The sequence below is a fragment of the Cobetia sp. 5-25-4-2 genome (genome assembly GCF_013374075.1).
Lineage (GTDB): Bacteria > Pseudomonadota > Gammaproteobacteria > Pseudomonadales > Halomonadaceae > Cobetia > Cobetia marina.
On sequence record NZ_BLWK01000005.1, the window covers coordinates 78,728 to 96,998 of the forward strand.

The 18,271-nt window shown below is 62.2% G+C and carries 13 protein-coding genes; 9 read left to right on the top strand and 4 right to left on the bottom strand.

Going from position 1 to position 18,271, the window contains the following annotated elements; translation table 11 throughout:
• Positions 1–64: 64 nt before the first annotated feature.
• From pal to HXS65_RS11490, 3 genes are all read left to right on the top strand, one after another.
• Positions 65–574, top strand: a complete 510-nt coding sequence (gene pal, locus HXS65_RS11480) for a peptidoglycan-associated lipoprotein Pal (protein ID WP_065392600.1) — start codon at positions 65–67, stop codon at positions 572–574.
• A 138-nt stretch (positions 575–712) separates the two neighbouring features.
• On the top strand, positions 713–1,483 hold the full coding sequence (gene ybgF, locus HXS65_RS11485) for a tol-pal system protein YbgF (protein ID WP_077376485.1): 771 nt from the start codon (positions 713–715) through the stop codon (positions 1,481–1,483).
• A gap of 151 nt (positions 1,484–1,634) precedes the next feature.
• Positions 1,635–2,399, top strand: a complete 765-nt coding sequence (locus tag HXS65_RS11490; protein WP_176493899.1) for a YciK family oxidoreductase — start codon at positions 1,635–1,637, stop codon at positions 2,397–2,399.
• 136 nt (positions 2,400–2,535) lie between these two features.
• Here the strand turns inward: HXS65_RS11490 and HXS65_RS11495 are convergent, their stop codons facing one another.
• Positions 2,536–3,222 (bottom strand): HAD-IA family hydrolase, encoded by a 687-nt coding sequence (locus HXS65_RS11495; protein WP_084208694.1) that lies wholly within the window; start codon positions 3,220–3,222, stop codon positions 2,536–2,538.
• Positions 3,219–3,935 (bottom strand): bifunctional 2-polyprenyl-6-hydroxyphenol methylase/3-demethylubiquinol 3-O-methyltransferase UbiG, encoded by a 717-nt coding sequence (gene ubiG / locus HXS65_RS11500; protein ID WP_103751442.1) that lies wholly within the window; start codon positions 3,933–3,935, stop codon positions 3,219–3,221. The genes HXS65_RS11495 and ubiG overlap by 4 nt, the downstream gene beginning before the upstream one ends.
• A 271-nt stretch (positions 3,936–4,206) precedes the next feature.
• Between ubiG and mtnA the strand changes: the two genes are divergently transcribed.
• From mtnA to HXS65_RS11515, 3 genes are all read left to right on the top strand, one after another.
• Positions 4,207–5,325: an S-methyl-5-thioribose-1-phosphate isomerase gene (mtnA, locus tag HXS65_RS11505; protein ID WP_176493900.1), complete on the top strand. Its 1,119-nt coding sequence runs from the start codon at positions 4,207–4,209 to the stop codon at positions 5,323–5,325.
• Between the two features lie 231 nt (positions 5,326–5,556).
• Positions 5,557–6,441 carry a UTP--glucose-1-phosphate uridylyltransferase GalU gene (gene galU / locus HXS65_RS11510; protein ID WP_077376470.1) on the top strand — a complete coding sequence of 295 codons (885 nt, stop codon included), beginning with the start codon at positions 5,557–5,559 and terminating at the stop codon, positions 6,439–6,441.
• A 3-nt stretch (positions 6,442–6,444) separates the two neighbouring features.
• Positions 6,445–7,731 carry a nucleotide sugar dehydrogenase gene (locus HXS65_RS11515; protein ID WP_176493901.1) on the top strand — a complete coding sequence of 429 codons (1,287 nt, stop codon included), beginning with the start codon at positions 6,445–6,447 and terminating at the stop codon, positions 7,729–7,731.
• A gap of 103 nt (positions 7,732–7,834) precedes the next feature.
• On the opposite strand, the gene HXS65_RS11520 is transcribed toward HXS65_RS11515, so the two are convergent.
• Complete coding sequence (locus HXS65_RS11520) at positions 7,835–8,959, bottom strand: alcohol dehydrogenase family protein (protein WP_218015075.1); 1,125 nt, start codon at positions 8,957–8,959, stop codon at positions 7,835–7,837.
• Between the two features lie 261 nt (positions 8,960–9,220).
• On the bottom strand, positions 9,221–9,805 hold the full coding sequence (locus tag HXS65_RS11525) for a superoxide dismutase (RefSeq protein WP_176493902.1): 585 nt from the start codon (positions 9,803–9,805) through the stop codon (positions 9,221–9,223).
• Between the two features lie 606 nt (positions 9,806–10,411).
• Here HXS65_RS11525 and HXS65_RS11530 point away from each other — a divergent pair.
• The 3 genes from HXS65_RS11530 (at position 10,412) to HXS65_RS11540 (ending at position 18,150) form a co-directional block, all read left to right on the top strand.
• On the top strand, positions 10,412–11,551 hold the full coding sequence (locus HXS65_RS11530; protein WP_176493903.1) for a hypothetical protein: 1,140 nt from the start codon (positions 10,412–10,414) through the stop codon (positions 11,549–11,551).
• A 187-nt stretch (positions 11,552–11,738) separates the two neighbouring features.
• Positions 11,739–13,820, top strand: a complete 2,082-nt coding sequence (locus tag HXS65_RS11535; RefSeq protein WP_176493904.1) for an autotransporter assembly complex family protein — start codon at positions 11,739–11,741, stop codon at positions 13,818–13,820.
• Positions 13,821–13,980: 160 nt separating this feature from the next.
• Positions 13,981–18,150 (top strand): translocation/assembly module TamB domain-containing protein, encoded by a 4,170-nt coding sequence (locus HXS65_RS11540; RefSeq protein WP_176493905.1) that lies wholly within the window; start codon positions 13,981–13,983, stop codon positions 18,148–18,150.
• The last annotated feature ends 121 nt before the right edge of the window (positions 18,151–18,271 follow it).

Genomic DNA, 18,271 nt, shown 5'->3' on the forward strand with positions numbered 1-18,271 from the left:
AGAATGCATCCGAGTCACAAAGAAAGGCTTGGCATTCGTTTTCATTAGAGCAAGGAGTTTTACAATGCAGTTCACCCCGTATGCAAAAGGTCTGTTGGTTGCCCTGTCCCTGAGCGTCATGGCCGGTTGTTCCAGCAGCGGTGGCGCCCAGGACGGCGACATGGATTCAGCCAACAGCGGTGCCAACACTGCCGGCATGAACTCTGGTGCCAACACCAACGGCAACCAGATGAGCAACGCTTCCATGCCTGACGTGCGTACCATCTACTTCGCATTCGACAAGGACACCATCCGTCCTGAATTCGAAAGCGTCCTGATGGGCCACGCCCAGTACCTGAAAGCCAACACCAGCGCCAACGTCGTTCTGGAAGGCCACGCTGATGAGCGCGGTACTCGTGAATACAACCTGGGTCTGGGCGAGCGTCGTGCCAAGTCTGTCGCACGCTTCCTGACCGTTCAGGGTGTGTCTCCGTCCCAGATCGAGATCGTCTCCTACGGTGAAGAGCGTCCGGCCGTTCAAGGCCACGGCGAATCTTCCTATGCCAAGAACCGTCGTGTGGTCTTCGACTACTGAGTTCGGCAATCTCTCTGAGGTCCCTGCGGGATAACAGAGACGCTTGAAACTTGTGTTGAGCAGGCCTGAGTCGCAAGGGCAGCCTTGAGGCTCGGGCCTTCTCGCACGGCAACATGATGATTCGGCGGAGCCGACAGCATGAAAGACAGCCTGAAATGGTTGTGCGGTGTGGGAGCCCTGGCGCTTCCGTTGTCAGTTGCAGCCGCACCCGCAGTGGAAGACCTTACCGTACAGTCCAACTCGCTTTATCAGCAGGCCAACACTCGCTTGAGTGGTGGCGGCACCCTGACCCTTCTCAACCAGCTTGATGAGCAGGCCCAGGAAATTGCGCGGCTGCGCGGGCGTGTCGATGAACTGGAATATCAGTTCAAGCGACTCACCGAGATGTCGCAGCAACGGTACCTGGACCTGGAGCAACGTGTTTCGGGAACAAGTCCAGCCGGTGAGAACGGTCAGGAGGTCGATGCGCAGACCGCGGCCGCGGTCAGTGGTGGTGCGGGCAGCAATGCCAGCAGCGCCAATGCCTCCAGTGGAGGAGATGCCCAGAAGGATTACGAGAACGCCTTTGCCAAGGTGCAGTCGCGTGATTTCGACGGAGCGATCGATGCCTTTGAATCCTTCGTGGTGGATCACGGGGATTCCAATCTCGCGGCCAATGCCCATTATTGGTTGGGGGAATTGTATTCCGCGAAGAATCAACTGGATGCTTCTGCCCAGGCCTTTGATACTGTCATCAGTGAGTTCTCGCAATCCAGCAAGGTGCCGGATGCGATGTACAAGCTGGGACTGGTCAAGGCGCGGCAGGGCAAGGCGCAGGAAAGTCGCAAGTTGCTCGAGGAACTGGTTCGCCAGTACCCCGACAGCAAGGCCGGCGGAATGGCCAAGGATTTCCTCGCCTCTGGCGCATGACGCCAGATGATGATGACAAAGCCCGCACTTGTTGACTGACAAGGCGGGCTTTGTGCGTTCTGACATGCGCCCGCATGTCATCGATACACCTCAGGCCTTGCCCTTCGGGTCAGCCTCTCGGCAAGGCCAGCGTTCAGGACGGGATATCCTCATGGCGGAATGCAAGATCGATTATCAGGCACCAGCGGATCTGCTGAAAGGGCGAATCATTCTCGTGACTGGTGCAGGCTCGGGCATCGGTCGTGAAGCAGCCATTGACTATGCCAGGCATGGCGCGACCGTCATCTTGCTGGGGCGCACCATTGCCAAGCTCGAGGAAGTCTATGACGAGATCGAAGCATTGGGGGCTCCTCAGCCAGCGATCTACCCGCTGAACTTCGAAGGGGCCACGCTCAAGGATTACCAGCAGATGGCGGAAACGCTCGACAAGGAATTCGGGCGACTCGATGGGGTGCTGCACAATGCCAGTCTGCTGGGCAAGATCACTCCGTTCGAGCAGTATGATCCGGCGTTGTGGGAGCAGGTCATGCAGGTCAACATCAATGGGCCTATCTGGATGTTGCAGGCGCTGCTGCCACTGCTGAAAGCGTCTCGGGATGCGTCCGTGGTGCTGACGAGTTCCAGCGTCGGCCGCAAGGGGCGTGCTTTCTGGGGGGCCTACAGTGTCTCGAAGTTCGCCACCGAAGGCTTTTCACAGCTCTTGGCACAGGAACTCGAGAATACCAGTCAGGTCCGCGTGAATACCCTCAATCCCGGTGGGACTCAAACGTCGATGCGCAAGTCGGCCTTCCCAGCGGAAGACCCGGATACCCTGCGTACGCCAGCCGACATCATGCCAAGCTACCTGTGGCTGATCGGCCCGGAGAGTCGTGGCCGCACCGGCGAGATGTTCGATGCCCAGCCGCCCAAGACGTGAGATGTCCGAGCGGGTGACAGTAACGAGCACTTGATGGTGAGAAGTTGTCACTGACAGGATTGCCTGCAATGAAAACGCCGACGGCCATGGCCGTCGGCGTTTTCATTGGCAGGGCGTCAGGGTGTCGCGCGACCCGTCAGCGCAGTTCTGCTGCGCGCAGAGCGGCATTGATGACTTCTTCCGAGGTGTCGAACCACACATCGGCAGGCCAGGCGTCCACATCATCCCCGTCGCGGACGTAGCCATAGCGCACGGCGACCGCCAGCATGCCCGCCGCGCGCGCCGCCTGCATGTCGCGATCATGATCCCCGAGATACCAGCATCGTGACGGTTCGACGCCGAGGAGGCGGGCCGCCTCCCACAATGGCTCAGGATGGGGCTTCTTGACGGGCAGGTCATCGGCGCACAGCAGACAGCCCGGTGTGAGCGCCAGGGACTCGATCAGCGGCTCGGCGAACTGACGCGGCTTGTTGGTCACGATCCCCCAGGGCAGGCCGTTGCGCTGACAGATCTCGATCAGGGCGTCATAGCCCGGGAACAGCTCGCTGTGGGCCGCGACATCACGGGCATAGAAGTCCAGCAGGCGTGTACGCTCCTCGGCATGCGAGGGATGATCGATGTCGTGACCCAGCGCCAGTCTCACCAGGGCGCTTCCACCATGCGAGACCTCGGCGCGAATCACCTCATAGCTCAGTTCCGGCAAGGCATGATGGCTACGCAGCTCGTTGGTCGCACGCGCCAGGTCCGGCGCAGTGTCCACCAGGGTGCCATCGAGATCGAAGATCAGCGCAGCGGGACGGGGCAGTGCGGCCGGCAGACTCATGCGAGTTCGTCTTCCGTCGGGCGGCGCGTATGCATCAGATAGTTGACGCTGAGGTCGGCGGTGTTGAGGCGATATTTACGGGTCAGCGGGTTGTAGGTCATGCCGGTGGAACCCTCCATCTTGAGGCCCGCTTCACGCGTCCAGCGGCCAAGCTCAGCCGGGCGGATGAACTTGCGGTACTCATGCGTGCCGCGTGGCAGCATCTGCAGCAGGTACTCGGCACCGATGATCGCGAAGGCGTACGCCTTGGGATTGCGATTGATGGTCGAGAAGAACACCTTGCCTCCCGGCTTGACCAGTCGCGCGCAGGCGTTGATCACCGAGGAAGGGTCAGGAACATGCTCGAGCATCTCGAGACAGGTCACGACATCGAATTGTCCCGCCATTTCCTCGGCGGCAGCTTCCGCGGTGGTCTGGCGATAATCGACTTCCACACCGGATTCCAGCTGATGCAGGCGTGCCACTGACAGCGGGGCTTCACCCATGTCGATCCCGGTCACGGTGGCGCCACGGTGAGCCATGGCCTCGGACAGGATGCCGCCGCCACAACCGACATCGATGACTCGCTTGCCCGCCAGTCCGGCATGGGTGTCGATGTAATCGACGCGCAGCGGGTTGATGTCGTGGAGTGGCTTGAACTCGCTGTCGCGGTCCCACCAGCGGCTGGCGAGCGCGGAGAATTTGGCGATTTCGCTGGCATCGACGTTGCCCAGATGATCCGGGGCAGTGGAATCTTGCTTGGCGTCGCTATGGCTCATGATCGGATCCTTACCGTTACGGAAGTGCATCGCAAGCATGCACGCCCCTGTACAGACGCGTCACCCTCGGGCACGATTCCTCCATTCTAATCCGCCTGTCGTCGCGGGTCAGCGGTAACTGCAAAAAACTCGTCATGACGGGAACTTGCAGATGGCCTCAGCCATTATCGCGCCGCGGTGTTCTCCAGTGCGAACCCCTTTGTCCGTGAGCCTACAGGGAAGTGTCATGAGCCTGATTCCAATTCGCTGGCTGACCCAGTCAGACAATGCCACCGGTAGCGACGAAGATGCCTTGCCGCGACTGGCACTGCTGGATCAACGTCTGCTGCCGGGCGAGACCCGAGAGATCGAACTGCGGGATGCAGGCGGCGTGGCTCGCGCCATTGCCGACATGGTAGTGCGTGGTGCACCGGCCATCGGCATCGCGGCCGCCTATGGTGTGGCACTGGAGGCGGTTCGCGCCGCACATGAGGGCGGTGCCTGGGGGGCGCGTCTGGAAGCGGCCTGCGAGGTTCTGGCGGCTTCTCGGCCGACGGCGGTCAATCTGTTCTGGGCGCTGGATCGCATGCGTACGGTGATCGCTGCGCACGCCACGCGTGAGCTTGCCCCCCACGAGGCACTGTTGCGGGAAGCCGTGCGCATTCATGAGCAGGATCTCGAGGACAATCTGCGCATGGCGGAATTCGGTGCGCAGGTGATTGCCGCGTCCCTGCCGGCCGACACCCCCCACTGTGAGGTGATGACGCACTGCAATACCGGTGCGCTGGCGACTGGGGGGCACGGTACCGCCCTGGGCGTGATTCGCACGGCGTACGCTCAGGGGCTGATCAGCCGCGTCCATGTCAACGAGACGCGCCCCTGGTGGCAGGGGGCTCGACTGACCGCCTGGGAACTGGTGCAGGAAAAGATTCCCGCCCGACTGGCCGTGGAGGGGGCCGCCTCGCTGATCATGCAATCCAGGGACGGCGATGCCGATGTGCGCTGGTTGATCGTCGGTGCGGACCGCATCGCGGCCAATGGCGACACGGCCAACAAGATCGGCACCTTCTCCCTGGCGGTCCAGGCGCGTGCCCACGGGGTCAAGGTGATGGTGGTGGCGCCCCTTGCCACCTTCGATGCCAGTCTGGACAGTGGGGCCGCCATCCCCATCGAGACTCGCGATGCCGATGAGCTGCGTCAGGCAGGAAATCGCAGGATCGCTCCCGATGAGATCGAGGTCTTCAATCCGGTCTTCGATGTCACACCGCATGAGTATATTGATGCCATCGTCACCGAGCATGGTGTGGTAGAGTCGCCCGATAGCGACAGTGTGGGCGCCCTGTTGGGGCGCGCCCAGCGTCGCTAAGAAGGCACCCTGTCCGCGGAGCGAAGGCTTCGCGTGGACTGGCCCGTCATGGACGTCTCAGACAGCCGATCTGATGGGCCAGTGTGGAAAATCTGCGGTCAATTCGCACTTTTTTGCCAAACTGGCATAATCCCTGCCTAGATTTCAGGACGGTCGCCATCTCGTCCGGGCGGCAGTAACTCGGTAGAGTCGTCACGATCTGCCACGACATAGACACAAGGAAGACGCTTCATGATACGCAAGGCTGTATTGCCTGTTGCAGGTCTCGGAACTCGTTGCCTGCCGGCCTCCAAGGCCATCCCCAAGGAAATGATCACCATCGTCGACAAGCCGGTGATCCAGTATGTGGTGGAAGAAGCGGTTGCGGCGGGTATCAAGGAAATCGTCCTGGTCACCCATTCCAGCAAGAATGCCATCGAGAACCACTTCGACAAGCACTTCGAGCTAGAGACGACTCTGGAAGCCAAGGGCAAGTTCGAGCTGCTCGAGGAACTTCGTCACATCATTCCGGATGACGTCAAGATCATCAGCGTGCGTCAGCCGGAACCGCTGGGTCTGGGCCATGCGGTGCTGTGTGCCAAGCCAATCGTCGGAGACGAGCCTTTCCTGGTGATGTTGCCGGACGTGCTGGTCGACGGCGAAGGTCTCGAGAAGAATGACCTGGCGCGGATGATGGAGGCCTATGAAGCCACCAATGCCGCCCAGATCATGGTCGAGAACGTGCCTCAGGAGATGGCCTACAAGTACGGTATCGTCGCCATCGATGGCGAGACGCCGGAAGCGGGCAAGTCCGCGATGATCAGCGGGATGGTCGAGAAGCCGGCTCCGGGCACCGAACCCTCCACTCTGGCGGTGATCGGCCGTTACCTGCTGCCGGGTCGTATCTTCGAGTTGCTCGAGAATACCCCGCCGGGCGCCGGTGGCGAGATCCAGCTGACCGACGCCATCGATACCCTGCGTGATGACAAGGCGGTCGCCGCCTATCGCATGGCCGGCGATACCTATGACTGTGGCCATCAGCTGGGCTATCTGGAAGCCACCATTTCCTTCGCCAAGCGTCACCCGAAATTCGGGGAAGGCTTCCGCGAGCTGATGACCCGCTATCAGGAGAAATGAGCCATGCAGGTGCTGGTGCACGGAAGCGAACTGGCGGCTGCCACGGCCAGTGCCGCCTTGGCGAGTGTCGGCCATAATGTCTGGTGGTGGCCGCATGAAGACATGGACTGGGAGTCACTGGACCGGGTCGACTGGCTGAACAGTGAGCCGGGCCTGCGAGAGCGGCTGGACCGCCACGTCGAACGTGGCGATCTGACGCTGGTGAAGGGGCTTGGTTCACTGCGTCGCATCGATGTGCACTGGGTGGCCGTCTCGCCGGATCAACGTGAGGGTGCTCTGGCGCGTATCGAGCAGGTCGTCGCGGCACTCGCGGAGCCGACGGTGCTGGTCAACAATTCGACCTTCCCTGTCGGGACCACCGAGCGTTTCGAGGCGCTGCTGTCGCGGGATGATCAATATGCGGTGGCCTTGCCGGACATGCTGGAAGAGGGGCGCTCACTGGCGACCTTCGAGCGCCCCGCACGCTGGTTGCTGGGCAGCGAGTCCGAGGTCGCGACACGTCGCGTCCAGGAGCTTCTGCGCGCCTTCAATCGTCGGGAAGATGTCTTCCAGATCATGCCGCGCCGCGCCGCCGAGCTGACCAAGCTGGCCATCAATGGCATGTTGGCGACCCGGATCAGTTACATGAACGAAGTCGCCGGGCTTGCGGATTCCCTCGAGGTGGACGTCGAGTACGTGCGCCAGGGCATGGGCGCCGACCCGCGCATCGGCTTCGGCTATCTGTATCCGGGCTGTGGCTTCGGTGGTCCCAACTTCTCGCGCGACCTGATGCGTCTGGCCGATGTCCAGCATGAGACCGGACGTGAATCGCTGCTGCTCGAGCATGTTCTCGACATCAACGAGGCCAAGAAGGAGACGCTGTTCCGCAAGCTGTGGCAGCACTTCGATGGCGAGCTGCGCGGTCGCACCATCGCCATCTGGGGGGCGGCGTTCAAACCGGGCACGGCGCGTATCGACCATGCGCCGGTATTGACGCTGCTCGAGGCGTTGTGGGCTCAGGGCGTGCGCGTTCGTGTGCATGATCCGGCGGCGCTGTCCGCGTTGGGCGAGGCCTGTGGCGCTCACCCCTTGCTGGAGCTGGTCGATGGCAACATGTACGACGCCCTTGAAGGGGCGGACGCCCTGATGCTGGTCACGGAATGGAAGTGTTACTGGAATCCGGACTGGCAGCGTCTCAAGCGTGAGCTGGGCGCGAAGCTGGTGCTGGACGGTCGCAATATCTATGACCCCAGCTACGTGGCCAGCCAGGGGCTGACCTACCGAGGCATCGGGCGTCGCGCGACGCCGTGACACCGTTTCGGCACCTGACGAATGTGCATGACATTCGCCTGGCATGAAAAAGGCCCCATCCGGCAACGGATGGGGCCTTTTCCTTGGTCACTCCTGTGGCTCATCAGGCCCAGGGCTCAAGCACGAACTTGCCGACATGGGTCTTCTCGAGGAAGGCCTTCTGGGCCTTGGCGATATCCTTCAGCGGGAAGCTCGCCGCGATCAAGGGGCGAATCTCCCCGCGCTCCACGTAGCGCACGAGATTGGGGAAGGTCGCCTTGCACCAGGCGGTGGTGCCCAGCAGGCGGAGATTCTTGAGGTACAGATCACGCAGGTCCAGGGTGACCATGGGCCCGGCGATGGCGCCGGTGGTCACCAGCCGGCCTCCACGTGACAACAGCTTGAGCATCACCGGGAAGGCATCGCCGGCGACATTGTCGACCACCAGATCGACGGATTCCTGCCCGAGTTCGGCGACCAGGTCCGCATGGCGATCAAACAGCCTGTCGACCCCCAGCGTGCGCAGGGCCTCATGCTTGGAAGCGCCTGCCACTGCATAGACGATGGCGCCACGTCGCTTGGCCAGTTGCAAGGTGGCGGAGCCGACGCCGCCCGACGCGCCGGTGACCAGTACACGTTCGCCGGATGTGAGCTCGGCCTGTTCCAGCATGTTCTCCGCTGTGCCATAGGCGCAGGGCAGTGAGCCCAGTTCCACGTCGCTCCAGTCACATTCAATCGGGAAGACGTCACTGGCCCGGATACTGACGAATTGCGCGAAGGCGCCATCGAAGTCAGAGCCCATCCATTCGTTTTCCAGTGACTCCCAGCCTGCACTGCGCATGCAGGCCCGCACCAGTACGCGCTTGCCGAGCAGCGCTGTGTCGGCACCTTCGCCGAGCGCGACCACTTCACCGCAGCAGTCGGTTCCCTGGATCAGGGGGAAGGGCGTCTCGCCTTTCCAGCCACCTTCAGGCGGGACCGGCTTGTCGATTGTCGTCTCGCCAGGCGAGGTGTCGTGCTGGCTGCTGGCCTGGTTCGTGGCCGTGGTGATGCTGGAGGAATACCAGCCAAGGCGCGTATTGATCTCGGTATTGTTCATACCAGCCGCCAGTACCTTGATCAGCACTTCCCCCTTGTCTGGCACAGGGACAGGCCGTTCTTGCGCCTCGAGGCGTTCATAGCCGCCGTGGCCGGTGGTCACGATGGCGAGCATGGTGTCAGGTAACGAGGAGGTGGTATCGGATGGCATGACGTTCCCTCTGGGGATGACGGAAGAGTAGAGTGAATGTTCTACCTTGCAGGCTAGCAAATGGCGAGGCGGCATGTCATCTGCAAGCGCGCTTCGTAAAGGATCATCAGGCGATAGGGGAGCCAGAAACCAAAAGACCCCGCCGATTGGCGGGGTCTTTCCTTGCATCATCCTCTCACTCGAACGTCACTGTCAGGTCATATCATCCATGACGTCTGATGTGAGAGTGATGTGAAGGTGCCATCACTCATGCCGGGTGTCTCAGGCTGCGAAGTTCTGTGCAGCGAAGTCCCAGTTGATGATGTTCCAGATGCTTTCCAGATACTTCGGACGCGCGTTGCGGTAGTCGACGTAGTAGGCGTGTTCCCAGACGTCGACGGTCAGCAGCGGGGTCTGGCCTGCCTTGGCGATCGGGGTGTCTGCGTCGTCAGTGTTGACGATTTCCAGCTCGTCCTGAGCGTTCTTGACCAGCCAGGTCCAACCGGAACCGAAGTTGCCGGCAGCGGAAGTGTTGAAGGCTTCCTTGAAGTCAGCGACGGAGCCCCACTTGGCCACGATGGCATCTGCCAGCGGGCCTGTCGGCTCGCCACCACCGTTCGGAGACAGGCAGTGCCAGTAGAAGGTGTGGTTCCACACCTGAGCTGCCTGGTTGAACAGGCCGCCCTGAGCGCTCTGGATGATGTCTTCCAGAGACTTCTCTGCGTCCGCAGTGCCTTCGACCATGCTGTTGAGCTTGGTGACGTAGGCCTGGTGATGCTTGCCGTAATGGTACTCAAGGGTCTCGGCGGAGATGGTCGGCTCGAGTGCGTTCTTTTCGTACGGCAGTGCCGGGAGTTCAAATGCCATGGGGGATAAGCTCCTTTTCCTCACCAATAGAATCTTGCTCTGACTTCGTTGGGGCAGGCATGAAGGCTTTCAAGCCTCCTTCAGTGTTCTCTTCGACGTCAGGCGACGAGGAGACAATCGCCAGGGATCCATTCAGCCAGCACATGATGGAAAATGTGCATTTAGCGTGAAAAACCTTGTGAATCCAGATAGCTACGAAGCCAGAGGCTGCGAGAGTCGCAGTGCTTTGCACTATAGCACTCGTGTTCCTGCAGGCCAACGCCGCCGGGACCTGCTGGCGGGAAAGCACCGAAGGATGTCGGTGAGCGATGTCAGGCATCGCGGGCGACGTCGCCGTCTGGCGGGAGGGTACAGTGCGGTTACATGAGAGGGACCGCGGGCCGTGCTGCCGGGGAACCTGATGAGATGGCCGGGGTCTGCTGTTAGACTCGGCAGAGCCGGCAACCGAAAACCGGCCAGTCAATCAGCGGGATACGGGCGTTTTCCCTCCAGGTGTCGCATGAGGCTCGGGCCTTGCCGCGGATGATGCCGACGCCTGTCGCTGGAACCTTGAGTCGATGTGCCAGTCATGGAGCCAGTATGCGGCAGGACACTACGGAACCTTCGATGGACAATTCCCGGGAGGAATCACTGATAGCACGGCGTGATGAAGCGCTGGCCCGTCATCCTGATGCAGCCCCGCCCCCGCGTCGTTGGCCGCTGTGGGTGTGCGTGCTGGCACTGGGAGGGGTGGTCGCCTGGCAGCAATGGCAATTGCAGCAGCTTCAGGACATGCGAGGCCAGCAGAGTGATCAGCTGAGTCGTCAGGTCTCGGGACTCAAGGGCGATGTCGAGAACGACGCCCGGCTGCTGGGGGATGTGGATGAGCGGCTTGCCCAGCTCACCACGCGGGTGGACGAGTCGCTGAGTGCGCGCATCGACGGCCTCACGCAGACCGATGAATCCCTTGCCGACAGCCTCGCTGAACAGCAGGCCGCCTGGCGGGAGCGTCTTGCCGCGCTCTCGGACACGCTGACGGCATCGCAGGACGCGCAGGCGAGTCGTCTCGCAGCGCTTGCCGAGTCCACCGAGGCCCAGCTCGAGGGACTACGCCAGGCGGGTGACAACCGCACCACCTTGCTGAGTGCCTTGCAGGGCTCCGTCAGTGCCCTTGAGTCCTTGAGCCGGGATGGGCGTGCGACGCTCAAGGCACGCCTCGATGCACAGGCTGACACCCTGGCCCATCTCGAGACCGAGCTCAAGGCAGTCGAGCAAGCGCAGCAGCAGTCGCTGCCCCGACTCGAGCAACGCCTGAGCGATCAGTCCAGCCGCCTGGATCAGCAGACCGTGCAGCTTGAGCGTCTCGCCTCGCAGTGGGACGCCCTCAGGCAAGCGCAGGATGAGGCGACGTCAGAGGATCGCCAGACAAGCTCGCAGGCGCTGACGGCCTTCAAGCAGTCCCAGCAGGAGGCGTTGGACGCGTTGCGTCACAAGCTCGAGCAGCAGCAGGCGTCCCTGACGGGGCTGGTGGACGCCCGGCTTGCGCCGTTGAGCAAGACCCAGACGTCGCTGTCTTCCCAGCTGGGGGAGCTGCGACGCCAGCAGACGGCGCTGAGCGCCGGGCTGGAAGCCCTGGATGAGGCATCCCCGCAGGACGAGCAGCTGCGCTCCCTGGATGCCAGCCGTCGGCAGTTGAGTGGCCGCGTGGCGTCCATGTTGAGTCAGCTGTCCCGGTTGGAGCAGCGAGTCGCGCGCCTGGAGCGCTGAGCAGTGATGGAATCCTGGAGGGTCACGTACCCGTGAAGGACACGAACCTCCCCGAACCGGCCTGCGGCAGATGACATATGGTCAGTAACAGTGATGGACAGTACTCGCATGAGTACCTAACAAGGGACGTGCAATGAGTGGCGACAAGAATGGGAGAGCGGGTTCGCTCGAGCCTCGAGGCAAGGTGTTGAGCAACGACGCTGCGCGCCGCTATCTGCGCTGGAGCAAGCCGCTGGTCCTGTGCGCCGGCCTGCTGCTGGCACCACAGGCATTGGCGCTGGATGCCGCGGTGAAAGGGCTGAAAGGTGCCGCTGCCACCAACGTGGTCAATTATCTGGCGGGGCTGACGTTGGAGGAGGATGTCCCGGCCGAGCGCTACGAGGACGAGATCATCCGGCGCATCCAGGAAGCGCTACAGGCCTTCGGTTACTACGATGCCCAGATCACTCTCCGCTATCCCGAGAAGGGGTTGCTGGGGGGCGATGATGTGGTGGTGACGGTGGATGCCGGTGAGCCGGTCACCATCGAGACACTGGAGCTGCGACTCGAGGGCGACGCCGCGCGCGACAAGGTCATGAAGGAGGCGCTGGCCGATGCCAACCTCGAGGAAGGCGATGTGCTGCGTCACTCTCGCTACGACAGCCTCAAGTCGACTCTGGCGTCGCTCAGTCTTGAGCGCGGCTATTTCGATACCTCCTTCTCCCAGCAGCGCATCGAGGTGCGCCCCTGGTTGCACTCGGCACGCATCTATCTGGTCATGCAGAGCGGTCAGCGTTACCGCTTCGGCGATATCACCTATCTCAACAGCCAGATAGAGCTGGATCGCGTCAAGGCCATGCAGCCGTTCCAGACGGGGGATTATTACGAAGCCGGCAAGCTGACCCAGTTCAACCAGCGGCTGAGTGAGGCAGGCTGGTTCCGCTCGGCCGCCATCAAGCCACAGCTCAATCCGGGCGCCGAACTCAAGACCACCAGCCCTGACAGCAAGATCAAGACGCGCAACGTCAAGACAGCCTATGCCGAGGCACAGGGGTATGAGGGGTCATGGCTTGCCGATGTCGAGCGGACTGACGTCGAGCAAGACAGTCAAAAAGGCAGTGAGAAAGACCGTGACACAGAGACGAATCGTCGTGCTGGCGCGTCCTCACGATCAGCCTCGTCGGTGCCTCCCGGGCAGGCGACCTTGGCCGCCGGCGGTGCTGCGAGTGAAGCGGGTACTGATCAAGCCTCCGGCAGCGACACGCCGGTACTGACTGGCGATGCGCTGGAGGCGGCGGTCAAGACGGCCAACGGTCCCATCATTCCCGTGGACATCAGCCTGATTCCCGCCGACCGCCACAAGTTCGAGACGGGCATCGGTTACGCCACGGATGTCGGGCCACGTCTGCAGTTCAGCTGGGAGATGCCGTGGGTCAATCGCTATGGCCATAGCATGACCAACAGCCTGTTCCTCTCCTCACCGGAGCAGACCTTCGAGGGTGAATACCGCATGCCCTTGGCTGACCCGCTCAAGGACAGCTATGTGCTGGAGTACGGGGTGGCCATCGTCGACGACGATGATGAGACCAGCAATGAAACGACAGTGCGTTTCGGGCGTGAGTGGAAATTCGACAATGGCTGGCAGCAGAAGATTTACCTGGGCGCGAGCTATGACGACTTCACCATCGCCTCAGATACTGGTCAGGTGTTTCTGCTGTATCCGGGGGTCAGCTGGACGCGGACACGAACTCGTCCCAAGGCCTTCCCCATGTGGGGGGATCGTCAGAAGCTGACGGTAGAGTACGGCAATCAGATCTGGGGATCTGATGAAAACTTCGTGTGGACCCAGTTCGATACCAACTGGATCCGCTCCATCGGCAACAATCACCGTTTCGTGGCGCGTGCCGGTATCGGTAATCTCGACACCGATAACTTCCACGGCATGCCCAACTCCAAGCGCTTCTATGCTGGCGGCGACAGCAGTGTTCGCGGTTACTCCTACGAGAGCCTCTCGCCGGAAGATGATGACGGGGATGATGAAGGCGGGAGTTCCCTGCTGACCAGCAGTCTGGAATATGACTACCGCCTGACCGGTGACTGGTGGGGCGCGGCCTTCTATGACGCTGGTAACGCCTTCGATGGCTGGGATGCCCTGGAGCTCAAGACGGCGGCGGGCATGGGGATTCGCTGGATCTCCCCGGTGGGCCCGATTCGCCTCGATATCGCCCATCCCTTCGATGACGATGACAACGATTATCGCATTCACTTCTCGATCGGGCCCGAGTTTTGATCAGCAGGTCTGATCCGCAGGTCTGATCGGGGGGCGAGACGGAGTGCCTCCTGAAGCCGGGAAGTGTGATCGCTGTATGGACGCGTGATCGGCTCTCAAGCGCAGCAAGCGCCTGCTCAGCTCAATCAGCTGGGTGGGTGAGCTGATAAACGATATGGAGATGTTGGAATTGTCTAATCCCTATGTACGTCGGGGCGGCCTGGTCATCCGGTTGCTGATATGGCTGCTCGTGTTCCTGATCGGGCTGACGATGCTGCTGGTCGGGGGCGTGTTGTCCCCGTGGGGCACAGGGCTCGTGCTCGATCAGGCACGCTCACGTGGCTTCATCGATTATTCGCAGGCCTCAGGCTCACCGCTGGAAGCGCTGTCACTCAAGGACGTCTCGCTGGACCTGCCGGGGCTGGCCGTCAATGCCGACTCCCTGTCGCTGGCCTGGGGCGAGGACTGTCTGCTCAAGGGCAAGCTGTGTCTCGAGTCGCTTGAGTCCAGCGGGCTCGCTATCACCCTGAGTGATAGCGGTGCCAGCGAGGAGCCTGAGCCAGAGAGCGGTGAGAGTCTCAACGTGCCCATCGTGGTGCCGATTCCCATCGAGGTGCGCAAGGTCGCCATTGATGACTTCGCCCTGGCGCTGGCGGATGGCAGTCGCGTCACCTTCGATCACTTCCATACCTCGGCCGCGCTGTCGGTGAGTACGCTGACGCTGGGCGAGACACGCTTGATCACCAGTCGTTTCATTCCGGCTGATGCCGTCACGGCTCAAGCGACGTCTGACACTGTGAGTCTCGAGGGGGTGAGCCTCACGCCTGAGGCGCAGCAAGCGGCGAGCGCAGTGGTCAACGCTCAGAGGGTGGCGCCACAAGCCGAGACCGCCGCCAGGGCCATCTCGAACAAGGCTATCACGGAGGACGCCGCAGAGCCGGCTGGCAAGACTGCAGACAAGACCTCAGATGAGACAGCGCAGGCCGGGCGCATCGCCTTGCCGGAGGTCTATATTCCGCTGACCATCGAGGTCCCTGATCTGGCCATTGAAGACTTTGCGCTCAAAGGGCCGAGCCCGTATGAGGTCAGCCGTCTGTCGCTCGCGCTCAAGGCGGAAGGGCATGACATCACGCTCTCGCGTCTCGAGGTCGACTCGCGTGACGTGAATGCCGATCTCGTGGCGCAGGTCACGCTCAAGGACGAGTATCCCCTGAGCGCCACGCTCAATGCCGAGACCCTGATCGACCCCGTGCGTCATGAAAGGCTCCGCCTGTCGCTTGAAGGCTCGCTGGCGGATCTTGAGGCCTCTCTCAAGGCCGACGGACCACTGGCCGCCGAGCTTGTGGCTAGCGCGGATGTGCTGGACAGTGATCTGCCCTTCGAGGCGCGTCTGAGCGCCAAACGGATCACCTGGCCCTTTGCCGCCGCCAATGACGCAGCGGGTGATGCTGCTCTCGCGCCTCAGAAAGAGGCCCAGACTGCGCATCAGGACAACGCAGCCAAGCACATCGCCAAGAGCCAGTCTGCCTCCTTCACGCCTGACTATCTCGTCGAGAATCTGGCACTGGTCGCCAAGGGCTCACTGTCAGGCTATACGACCACGCTGGATGCCATCATCGAGGGCCGTGACATTCCGCGTGCCACCGTGTCATTGGCAGGCGACGGCGATCTCGAGCATTACCGTTGGCAGCCGCTCAAGATCGCGCTCAAGCGGGGCTCCGCGACGACCCGCGGCGAGATCCAGTGGAAGGAAGGCCTCCAGGTCGTGGCCCAGCTGGCGCTCGACAAGCTGCATCCCGAGGATCTGCTGCCAGCCCCGACCGGTGGAGGGCAGAAAGCCGTGCGCGGTGAGCTGAGCGGCAATCTCGCGGCCAGCTTCCATCAGCCACTGCAAGGCCCGTGGGCCGTCGATGTCAGCAAGCTGGATATCCATGGCACCTTGCTCGAGCGGCCGCTCACGCTGACCGGCAAGCTTTCAGGCAATGCCGACATGCAGTGGAACGTCGACGCGCTGGAGCTGCGCCAGGGGCAGAACCGCCTGAGCGCCAACGGCAAGATTGCCAAGACCATCACGCTTGCCGCCAATATCGATTTCCCGGCGCTCTCGACCCTGATGCCGGATGTCGCGGGTGAGCTCAAGGGCAAGATCGATGCCACGGGCACCCTCGACAAGCCGCGACTGGCGAGCAACTTCACGGGACGACGCCTGCAGATCGGGGAGAATCGTATCTCCGACATGGCGCTGTCCGCCGGGGTCGATGCCCGCAAGCGTGGTGTGGATGACCCGGCACTGGACATCGCCCTCAACGCCGACGGCGTTCGGGCTGGTGGACAGCAGATCGCGACGGTCGCGCTGACGCTGGGGGGCTTCCTGAGCGATCACACCTTGCAGTTCGATACCGAGATGGCCGGCGAGATGCCATTGTCACGTCTGGGACTGACCCTCAAGGGCGGGCTCGACAAGGCGCGTGAGCATTATCGTGGGGCGCTGTCTCCGCTGACGGCGAATACCGACTTCGGGGACTTCAACTTCGACACGCCGGCACGCTTCGATGCCAATCTCGCCAAGGGCAGCGTGCTGGTGCAGCCGTTCTGTCTGAGTCGGGAACAGGGGGGGCAGATCTGTGTCGCCGAGCCCTTGAGTGCGGGCAATGACGGCCAGGCCGTGGTGACGCTCGAGGGGATTCCCCTGGACATGGCCCAGAGCGCCATGCCGGAGAGCTGGACCATCGGCGGTGCCACGGGCGGCAAGATCACGGCAAGCTGGAAGCAGGGTGGCCAACGCTGGAATGCGGATGCGGAGCTGGCAGGCAAGTTGACACTGGCCGGGGAAGACGCCGATGGCAATGCCTGGTCGCTGCCGGAAACCACCTTGCAACTGGCGTTGGAGGCCACGCCCGAGAAGGCTGATCTCGACACCCAGATTCGCCTCGACAGTGCTGGCGGCATCGGGCTCACCGTGTCGGTCCTCGACCCGGCGGGCGCAGGTCAGCTGGATGGCTCGCTGGCCATCCGCGACATCGATCTCTCTCCGTATCGTCCGCTGGTGGCGGGCATGACTCAGCTGGAGGGCAAGCTGGCGGGTGACGTCAAGGTCGGCGGCAATCTGAGCCTGCCGTCGTTGACCGGCCCGATCGCGCTGACCGGCGTCAAGGTACAGGGTGAGGGGCTGCCGGTGTCGCTTTCGGATGCCCAGTTCACCGTCGACTTCGATGGCAACAGTGCCGATATCGATGGGTATCTGGTGGGCAATGATGCGCGCTGGGGTATCGATGGCGAGGCGGCCTGGCCGACCCTGGATGACTGGACGGCGGCATTGAATCTCGACGGTGCGAAGAATCCGCTCGAGCTCAATATCGCCGGGATCGGGCGCATGCGTGTCGCACCGGATCTCGAGATCAATGCCAGCCCTACGCTGCTCAAGCTGCGAGGTGACGTCAATGTGCCGTGGACACGCATCGAAGTGGACCAGGTGCCGCCGTCTGCCGTGTCACCCTCCAGTGACACCATCATCATCGAGCGTCCCAGTGATGAGGACACCTCCAACCCGGCTGAGCTGGCGGATGGCAGCGATACCGCCAAGGCGCTCAATGAGGCCGGCATGGCGCTGGATGTGAGGATCGGCATCCATATCGGGCCAGATGCTCGCCTGGAGGCGATGGGGCTCAAGACCAGGCTCAGAGGCGATCTCGATGTGCGTCAGTCCAAGGGCGGTGTGCAGGTCTTCGGTGAGGTCAATCTCGTCGACGGGACCTACAAGAGCTTCGGGCAGGACCTGCAGATCAGCAAGGGGCAGGTATTGCTGGCCGGTCCGCCCTCGAGTCCGCGTCTGAATATCGAGGCGATCCGTGATCCTGACAACACCGAGGACGACGTGACCGCAGGGGTGCGTGTGACGGGGCTTGCCTCCTCACCCAGCATCGAGATCTTCTCGGACCCGACGATGGATGAGTCATCGGCACTGAGCTATCTGCTGCGCGGCGAAGGCCTGGACAGTGATACCAGCAGTGACAGTGCGGTCACGTCCGCCTTGATCGGCATGTCGCTGGCGCAAAGTGGCCAGGTGGTCGGACAGATCGGCGAAACCTTCGGCGTGAGGGATCTGAGTCTGGACAGTTCCGGCAGCGGGGATGACAGCCAGGTGGTGGTCAGCGGCTATATCGCCCCGGATCTGAAGCTCAGTTACGGCGTCGGGCTGTTCTCGCCGATCGCGGAGCTGACGCTGCGCTACAAGCTGTTCCGCAATCTGTATGCCGAAGCGGTGTCCGGTACGGCGCAGGCCGTGGATCTGCTCTACAGCTTCTCATTGGGTCGCAGTGAGCTGGCGCCCAGAGTCGGCAAGGACAGATGACACGCCAGGCCAATTGATTGCCACAGATTCAGCCCCCATCGATAGCGTCGGTGGGGGCTGTTTCGTTTCGCAGGGCGGGTCTTGCAGGGCTTATGCCAGAGATCGTGATCGTGCGCGTCAG

Coding starts and splice junctions, on each gene's coding strand:
- mtnA (WP_176493900.1), top strand. CDS start 4,207: ATGAGCCTGATTCCAATTCGCTGGCTGACCCAGTCAGACAATGCCACC.
- HXS65_RS11490 (WP_176493899.1), top strand. CDS start 1,635: ATGGCGGAATGCAAGATCGATTATCAGGCACCAGCGGATCTGCTGAAA.
- HXS65_RS11525 (WP_176493902.1), bottom strand. CDS start 9,805: ATGGCATTTGAACTCCCGGCACTGCCGTACGAAAAGAACGCACTCGAG.
- HXS65_RS11515 (WP_176493901.1), top strand. CDS start 6,445: ATGCAGGTGCTGGTGCACGGAAGCGAACTGGCGGCTGCCACGGCCAGT.
- pal (WP_065392600.1), top strand. CDS start 65: ATGCAGTTCACCCCGTATGCAAAAGGTCTGTTGGTTGCCCTGTCCCTG.
- galU (WP_077376470.1), top strand. CDS start 5,557: ATGATACGCAAGGCTGTATTGCCTGTTGCAGGTCTCGGAACTCGTTGC.
- HXS65_RS11495 (WP_084208694.1), bottom strand. CDS start 3,222: ATGAGTCTGCCGGCCGCACTGCCCCGTCCCGCTGCGCTGATCTTCGAT.
- ybgF (WP_077376485.1), top strand. CDS start 713: ATGAAAGACAGCCTGAAATGGTTGTGCGGTGTGGGAGCCCTGGCGCTT.
- HXS65_RS11520 (WP_218015075.1), bottom strand. CDS start 8,959: ATGCCATCCGATACCACCTCCTCGTTACCTGACACCATGCTCGCCATC.
- HXS65_RS11540 (WP_176493905.1), top strand. CDS start 13,981: ATGTTGGAATTGTCTAATCCCTATGTACGTCGGGGCGGCCTGGTCATC.
- HXS65_RS11530 (WP_176493903.1), top strand. CDS start 10,412: ATGGACAATTCCCGGGAGGAATCACTGATAGCACGGCGTGATGAAGCG.